At 43.6% G+C, this 8,228-nt stretch carries 6 protein-coding genes and 1 pseudogene; 4 read left to right on the top strand and 3 right to left on the bottom strand.

Annotated features, from left to right (window positions below; genetic code table 11):
- Window positions 1-88: 88 nt before the first annotated feature.
- Window positions 89-214, bottom strand: a complete 126-nt coding sequence (locus CDZ78_RS23570; RefSeq protein WP_263458613.1) for a hypothetical protein — start codon at window positions 212-214, stop codon at window positions 89-91.
- A 102-nt stretch (window positions 215-316) separates the two neighbouring features.
- On the opposite strand from CDZ78_RS23570, the gene CDZ78_RS04620 reads away from it, so the two are divergent.
- Window positions 317-3,205 carry a COG1361 S-layer family protein gene (locus tag CDZ78_RS04620; RefSeq protein WP_307190455.1) on the top strand — a complete coding sequence of 963 codons (2,889 nt, stop codon included), beginning with the start codon at window positions 317-319 and terminating at the stop codon, window positions 3,203-3,205.
- A 52-nt stretch (window positions 3,206-3,257) separates the two neighbouring features.
- Here CDZ78_RS04620 and CDZ78_RS04615 read toward each other — a convergent pair whose 3' ends face one another.
- Window positions 3,258-3,713, bottom strand: coding sequence for a hypothetical protein (locus tag CDZ78_RS04615; protein ID WP_140413881.1), 456 nt, complete (start codon window positions 3,711-3,713; stop codon window positions 3,258-3,260).
- Between the two features lie 668 nt (window positions 3,714-4,381).
- On the opposite strand from CDZ78_RS04615, the gene dbpA reads away from it, so the two are divergent.
- From dbpA to CDZ78_RS24215, 3 genes are all read left to right on the top strand, one after another.
- Complete coding sequence (dbpA, locus tag CDZ78_RS04605) at window positions 4,382-5,773, top strand: ATP-dependent RNA helicase DbpA (protein WP_087868925.1); 1,392 nt, start codon at window positions 4,382-4,384, stop codon at window positions 5,771-5,773.
- Window positions 5,774-5,906: 133 nt separating this feature from the next.
- Window positions 5,907-6,530, top strand: coding sequence for an acyltransferase family protein (locus tag CDZ78_RS04600; RefSeq protein WP_087868924.1), 624 nt, complete (start codon window positions 5,907-5,909; stop codon window positions 6,528-6,530).
- Window positions 6,531-6,655: 125 nt separating this feature from the next.
- On the top strand, window positions 6,656-7,138 hold the full coding sequence (locus CDZ78_RS24215; RefSeq protein ID WP_140413882.1) for a DUF418 domain-containing protein: 483 nt from the start codon (window positions 6,656-6,658) through the stop codon (window positions 7,136-7,138).
- Window positions 7,139-7,197: 59 nt separating this feature from the next.
- On the opposite strand, the pseudogene CDZ78_RS04595 reads toward CDZ78_RS24215, so the two are convergent.
- Window positions 7,198-7,958: pseudogene (locus tag CDZ78_RS04595) on the bottom strand (glycosyltransferase family 2 protein); the annotation flags it as partial.
- Window positions 7,959-8,228: the final 270 nt, after the last annotated feature.

Below are 8,228 nucleotides of genomic sequence, written 5' to 3'. Positions count from 1 at the left end.
CGCTTAAAATCAGGGAAACGGAGCCTAAGCGGAGTGATGATTTTTAGTCCCTGGTAGGCGACAGGGCAATTCGCTGATCCGAAGTGCGCTAGTAGCGCGCGAGGGAGGCAAGAATTGCATTCCGAATAGCCGTCCAGCCATTTGAGGTAGTCTTAACGGAGCAGGGTTTTGTGCGTAGTTGAGACGGACGCAGGGCGACCAGGGCATCTCCCATTCGCTGCGTAGGCGAATGAATGTTGGTGACAGGAGTCCCAGAATGTTGTGAGGTAGCATGGCGCGCCTGTTCAGTCGATATCACCGTGCTTAGTAAGCCGCGCTGGAACTGAACAAGACCGCCTCCAAAACGCAGGTTAGCCCTGGTGAGGAACTGACCTACACTATCGAGTACAAAAATGTAGGGACCGATGTGGCCAATGGTGTAACAATCGAAGACTACTTGCCGGGTGATGTTACATTTATCTCGGCTTCCATAAATGGCACAGAATCTAGTAATGTCGTAAGCTGGGATCTTGGCTCAATACCTTCTGGAGCTTCGGGGGCGGTATTTTTATCCGTCAAGGTCAACAGCCCGCTGAGCGATGGCACAATCCTGCATAACCCGGCTGCGCTACCTCATGTCAGTCCTGGTGATGAACTGACCTACACTATCGAATACAAAAACAGCGGCACAGATCAAGCCACCGGGGTAACACTGGAAGACCACATTCCCGGAGGCGTGGCATTTGTTTCGGCCACGGGTGGCGGCACCTTATCCAATGGCATCGTAAGCTGGGCTATTGGTATAATGCCGGCTGGCGCTCCTGCAGGCTCTGTGACCATCAAGGTTAAAATTAATGACCCCTTACCTAACGGTACCGTGATACACAACCCAGCCAGTATGAACAGCACTGAGACAGGGTCGATTACATCACAGGCGGATGTGAGCGTCATCAGCGCACCGGTATTGGAACTGACCAAGACAGCCTCCAAAACCCCGGTATTAGCCGGCGATACCCTGATTTATACCTTAGATTATAAAAATGTGGGTACCGATGAGGCTACCGGTGTAAGACTTGAAGACCAGCTACCGGGAGACGTTAGCTTTGTTTCGGCATCTGGCGGTGGCACCTTGTCTGGCAGCGTCGTAAGCTGGGATCTAGGCTCAATCTCTCCGGGAGGAACACCAGGTTCGGTATTTGTTACCGTCAAAGTTAATAGCCCGCTGGAAAATGGCAAGGTACTGCAGAATCTAGCCAGCATTACCAGTACTGAACATGCGAAAGCATCGTCTTCAGTCGATGTTAAAGTGGATAGTGCACCAGTGCTGGAGTTAAATAAGACAGCCTCGAAAACGCATGTAGATCCGGGCGACACTCTAACCTACACACTCGACTACAAAAATACCGGTAACGATCAAGCGACTAGTGTAAAACTTGAAGATCATTTGCCAAGTGACGTTACGTTTATCTCGGCATCACCTGGCAGTACTGTATCCGGCAATGTCGTAAGCTGGGACCTTGGAGATCTGCCTGGGGGAGGAACGTCGGGGTCAGTATTTGTAACCGTGCAAGTTAACAGCCCGTTGACAGATGGTAAGATCCTGCATAACCTGGCCAGCATAGCCAGCGCTACAGTTCAGCCTGTGTTGTCTTCAGTTGATGTGACTGTCTATAGTCAGCCAGTGCTGGAATTGATCAAGACTGCAGCGCAGTCTCATGTCAATCCCGGGGATATCTTGTTATACACGCTCGAATACAAAAATACCGGTACTGGCCAAGCTACCGGGGTTACACTTGAAGACCACCTTCCTGGCAATGTGACCTTTGTCTCGGCTACAGGAGGTGGAACAGCATCCGGAAGTATCGTAAGCTGGAATATTGGTGCAATGCAGGCTGGGGCTGCACCTGGATCCGTGACTCTCAAGGTTCGAATTAATGCCCCCTTAGCTAATGGTATTATTCTTCACAACTCGGCCAGTTTAGACAGCAATGAAACAGTGCCGATTACATCTCAAACGGATGTGACCGTAGACAGCGCAGCGGTATTAAAGCTGACTAAGACAGCCTCTCAAGACCGGGTATTGCCAGGCGATACTCTGATCTATACGTTTGACTATAAGAACAGTGGTACGGATCAGGCTAGCAGCGTAAAACTCGAAGATCATCTGCCTAAAGGTGTCACGTTTATTTCCGCTTCTGGAGGTGGAACAGAATCCGGCGGTATTGTGTCCTGGAATCTGAACCCGATCCCGGTAGGTCAAGCGGGATCACAGACTGTCACAGTCAAAGTTAACAGTCCACTCAATACTGGTACCATCCTTCAAAATCCAGCCAGCCTCGACAGTGCTCAATCACAACCAACGAAGGCCATGACTACTGTGACTGTGGAAAGCACGCCGGTGCTAGAGCTAACCAAGACAGCTTCGGCAGATCTGGCGGCTCCAGGAGATACCCTGATCTATACACTGAACTATAGTAATGTGGGTAATGATCAAGCTACCGGGGTAACACTAGAAGACCATTTACCTACGAATGTTAGCTTCGTATCAGCGAGTGATGGTGGTACCGAATCCGGTGGTATCGTAAGCTGGGATCTGGGCTCGATTCCCGCAGGAACATCCAGATCGGTCACTTTAACCGTTTTAGTTGATAGCTCTCTGAATAATGGTATCGTACTGCAAAATTCTGCGTCCATCATCAGTAAGGAGACTCATTCATCTTCCGCATCTACTGATATCACTGTAGGTACCGGGCCGGCGCTCGAATTAACCAAGACTGCATCGAGTGATCCTGTAGAGCCTGGCGACACGCTGGTTTATACGATCGAATATAAAAATGTGGGCAACAGCCCCGCAAACAGCGTAGTACTTGAAGATGATCTACCGCCCGGTGTCAGCGTCATTTCCTCTACTCAGGGTGGTGTGGATTCCGGTGGTAAGGTTATATGGAGCCTGGGATCACTGCCTGCCGGTGCATCAGGAACAGTCGCCATCAATGTTGCAATTAATACCTCGGTGGCTGACGGCACGATATTGCATAATGCGGCCACAATTGATAGTAATGAAACTCATCCGGTATCAACACAACAGAGTGTAACGGTTCTCGGTAGCCGTAGGATCCCTTCAACTAGTACTCCGATACCCACGTTGAGCACCTGGATGAAACTGATGCTGTCACTTCTGCTATTTGCTGTTGCTAGTTATTTCATTACTTGGCGAAAAGTTTAAATCGCAATAAACTGGCTCTATCGATACATATGTCAAGGAATAGGGGACAGACCTAGGCTGTCGAAAAGTGACTTTTAGGCCGCCTTAGACTTCCCCATGTATCGGCTATCAGCGGCATTGAAAAATGCATGCGGTTTTTTTGCACTGTGTAAGAAATATATTGTTTCTCCCATGCTTCTATATCAGTCTGGGATGCTTTGCGTAACGCTTGTGTTACGGTGGTATCCGTCAACTTTCCACAGAGCGCTGGAATGAGAAGCGCTGTGCGATTCATATCTGCCTGTGGACTTCGCTCAATAATATGCTTAAAGTTTCCAAAAAGCGATTCGATAATATCACTGCTTACCAGCAAAGGTAGAGAAGTCAGCTTCTTCTGAAGAGTAAAATGCTTCTTTAACCAAGTTTGTAAGCACTTTTTTACTTTTGAGTTTCTGGGTAGCTTTCTTGAGAGCTCAAAGCATTGTTTATAAGTGGTTTTATCAAGTCCGTTATTTTTAAGAATTTCCATGACCTGCGAAATGATTTTTGTCGTGGATGCAAGCCGCACAATAAATTCTCTTGATTGACGGAAGTGAGGGAATGCCTTGTGTAGCTTAGCCAGTTGGCTATCTTCTTCAGCATGACTTTGACAGCAAAGACATTTAACATCTTTTCAGCCCATTGTCCTAGCTTACCAATACTTTGAAATCGTCCTTTGCTACGCACAATGGCGGCATAAGAAAGGCAAGTTCTGTTTGACACAAACATTTCGCACCATGACTAACTAATGCGGTGAAGCGTTTATAAATGTCCAGTTTCTCAAGCTGGGCTTTGAGCGCGGTCGCTATCGTATGACCTATATCATCAATATTGGGCACTGGTTGTTCTTGTTGATCTGACCATAGTCGAATAGAAGAGTCTTGATTCCTGCTATGAACTAAATTTAATACGCAATACTATCTGTTACTTCTCAAATGAGATGTTTTTAGCTCTGGTATAATCCTAGAAAAATTAGTTGCCCACGGTTTCTAGCACATGCTTTTGATTACACAGCACTTTAAAAAATGCCCGCTTAACCTATATGGGTGAAGCTAAGATTTTTTTAAAGCACTGTGAAAGCAAAACCTTGCACTATAAATTCGCGTTTAACTGATTTTTCTAGGATAATTGACCAATTTAATAATCGGTAATATAACTATGACCAGCGCCAGTTTTTCTTCTCTTCCCATTTCCAGTGCGCAAATTGCTAATCTGGATTCGCTAGGTTATAAACAGATGACGGCTATACAAGCGCAGGGCTTGCCGTATGTTTTGCAAGGTAAGGACCTGATCGCTAAAGCCAAAACTGGCAGTGGCAAAACAGCGACCTTTGGTATAGGTCTTTTACAGAAAATTAATCCGCGATTTTTTGGTGTTCAGGCCCTGGTTTTATGTCCTACACGAGAGCTGGCTGATCAAGTGGGTAAAGAGCTGCGCAAACTGGCTCGAAACACGCCCAATATCAAGTTGGTGCTGCTTTGTGGTGGTAAACCCTTTGGAGCTCAGAAAGGCTCGCTTGAGCATGGTGCGCATATTGTCGTTGGTACGCCGGGACGTATTGAAGATCATCTAAATAGAGGAACTTTAGTACTAGCGGGGTTACACACATTGGTGTTAGATGAGGCTGACAGGATGCTGGATATGGGTTTCTTTGATGTTATCAATGAGATTATTGAACAAACGCCTAGTAAGCGTCAGACCTTGTTGTTTTCAGCAACCTACCCGAGCACAATTAAAAAAATGTGTGCCTCTATCCTGAATGATCCAGTAACAATTTCTGTTGAGTCAGAACACACTGAAAGCGTCATAGAACAAACTTTTTACCCAGTCAAAAGTCAGCAGCGTAATAAGGCATTATTAGCTTTGTTTGAGCATTACCAGCCCGAAACAACAGTAGTGTTCTGTCATACTAAAATACAATGCGATGAAGTTGCTCGATATCTGCATAACCATCAGATAGAAGCCTTGGCTATTCATGGTGACCTGGAGCAACGTGAGCGCGATCAGGTGCTGGTACGATTTGCTAATCATAGCTGTTCGGTATTAGTTGCAACTGATGTCGCAGCTCGTGGACTGGATATTAAATCATTACAGGCAGTTATTAACTTTGAATTACCACGTGATCCTGATATTTATGTACACCGCATTGGTCGTACTGGCAGAGCAGGGGAAAAGGGCATTGCGTTGAGTCTATATACGGAGCAAGAGCACCTTCGTGTTCGAGCAATTGAAGACTACCAGAACAAGCCTTGTCAAAGCGTTGACTTGGATACATTAAAAACTAGCCCGGGTTTTAGCTTACAGTCGCCTATGGTGACTTTACAGCTTGATGCGGGACGAAAAAATAAAATTCGGCCTGGTGATCTCTTGGGGGCGCTAACCGGCGATGCAGGGCTGTCTGGGTCACAGATTGGTAAAGTTGATATATTTGATATCTCGAGCTATGTAGCGATAGAGCGCTCTGCTTCTCGTAAGGCGCTAAATTATTTTGCCAATGGTAAGGTAAAAGGACGCAGTGTCCGTGCCCGTATGGTGGTTGATAGTATTTAGTGCGTGTGCTGTATTTCAAGCTGAAAACAGTTTTTTTGAATGCCAGTAATCAAAGCTATGCCCATAGATTTTGATTTTTGATTCATTCTTGTCGAGAAAGTTAATAATAAATGAATTTACAGGTGCTTAGTAGGTGAACGGTAAGAAATCCAGACTTGAGTATATTGATGCTCTGAGGGGCGTGGCAATAATTGGGGTGATGGTTTACCATTATTTACCTCGCTTTGAGCTAACTTATCAGCTTGATTTTGCAATGATTACTCAATATACAGAGTATGGGAAATATGGGGTGCATCTTTTTTTTATTATCAGTGGCTATGTAATATATATGACTGTTGCGCGTACTAGCTCCCCAATGCAATTCATATTTGCGCGCTTTTCAAGGTTATATCCTGCTTTTTGGGTTTCAGTAACATTATCATACTCCCTGATTGTTTTATACGGCGATCCAGTAGTGCGTGTTTTACCTGATATGTATGTATATCAGGCGAATTTGACCATGCTCCAAAGATTCATTTTATACCCATCTATCGATGGAGTATATTGGACACTTACGTTTGAATTAGTGTTCTACTTCTATATGGGGGTTTTTATGTTGTTTGGTCTTCAGAGGAATAGCTTTCGATATTCTTTTGTTTGGCTTGTCTGTACTATCGGTGTTACTTGTTTGGCTATAGTTACTGATACTGAACTTAGTGAGCGATTGAAGGGGTTGTTTATTCTAGAGCTGAAGTTTCCCAATAATTATTTATGGTAAAATTGAAACTATGCTACAACTATATGAAAAAAATAGTCTTTTCATTCGTTTCAAATGCTATTGCCTAAGGGGAATTAAGTAGGGGTTTGCTATAAACATGGCAAAACCACCTAAAATAAACCTCGATACACCAGCATTGTGTATTTCAGCTACTCAATAATTGGGAAACTTCAGTTCTAGAGTTCAATAGCTTTTTTCTTACTGGCGTAGCGATTTATAATTTCCATAAAGACCACATTAAAAAAACGCTTATTATTTTAGTATTATCATTAATTCAGCAAATAGTTATATCAGGGTTTGAGCTAGCTGCAGTATATGTATTTGTGATAGCGCTATTTTTTGTTTTTTCAAATTTAGACAATATTGTAACCACTGTTTTGTCGTCAGTAGGAAAAATATCCTATTCCTTATATCTTTTGCATGCAATACCTGGGTATATATTAATTACTAGGTTATATGGTGCCGGTTTTCAGGTTTTGCCAAATGTTTTAATTACAATCTGTGCTGTAATTATAGTTTCATATTTTATGTGGTACTTTGTCGAGATTCCATCGCAATCTTTTTTACGTGACCGGTTTGAGTGGGGGCATAAAAAGAGGGTAGTCTAAGTTGCTCTACACTCTAATAGCTGTAGTGAAAAAATGAATTGGGAAAGTATTTACTGGATTTAATCATCTTCTGCATGTCGATAATGTAATGCTGATACCTGTTCAGAAAGAAAGCCCATTAAAAAGGTGATGACTGAGGTATTGAGTAATAGTGCGCTCATGTTTGTGAACCGGTTTTCTGTAATATAAGTATAACCATAATAACCGATGCCAAGAGTAAACAGGGTCATGCTGACCGGCAGGAATAGACGCATAGGTGAAAATAATGAACCGATACGCAGGATAATAATAAAGAAACGGGCACCATCTCTAACTATACGTATATGACTTTTACCCTGGCGTTGGCCGGCATGGATGGGCACATAAGCAACTGGGAAGCCAGAACGGAAAAAGGCCATGGTACTGGTGGTTGGGTAAGAAAATCCGTTGGGTAACAGGTATAAGAATTTTTAAATTTTTCTGTTCTAACGGCTCGGAATCCTGATGTTAAATCATCAATCTTGTGCCCTGTCATGATTGTTGCGAAACGATTATAAAAAGCATTACCGACACGCCTTAATAGTGAAGCCTGAGGCTTTGCATTTCTGGCGCCCACGACCATATCATAGCCTTCTTCCATTTTTTGCAGAAACATCGGGATATCGACTGGATTATGTTGGCCATCGCCATCCATAAAGATGGTAATATCGCCTGACGAATTTCTAGCGCCAGTTTTAATCGCTGCCCCATTACCTTGACTATAAGGGGGGCTAATGACTTTTGCTCCTGCTTGTTCAGCTAGTTCAGCGGTATTATCGGTAGAACCATCATTGATAACTAACTGAAGTTTCCTAGTTTTTAAAGCATAAGCATATTAGTTAGTGCTTATTTTTAATAAATATTAGCATTCCCTAATAACACTGGCATTCCGTTTGCTAAAACCCTTGAATTTACTTAAAAAACAACAGGTTAATGATGAATGAGACCTGTTTTTACTGTATAATAAAAGATGTTAACTCATTGATTATACAAACAAAACGGCCTCATTCATGTTCATTTTACGCGATATTTTACTCCCGCTTCAAGATCATTTTTCCGAAACCACTTTAGG

The organism is Bathymodiolus platifrons methanotrophic gill symbiont, assembly GCF_002189065.1.
Lineage (GTDB): Bacteria > Pseudomonadota > Gammaproteobacteria > Methylococcales > Methylomonadaceae > Methyloprofundus.
The sequence above is the reverse complement of the archived record's forward strand: the minus strand, read 5'-3'. Positions and strand labels throughout refer to the sequence as shown.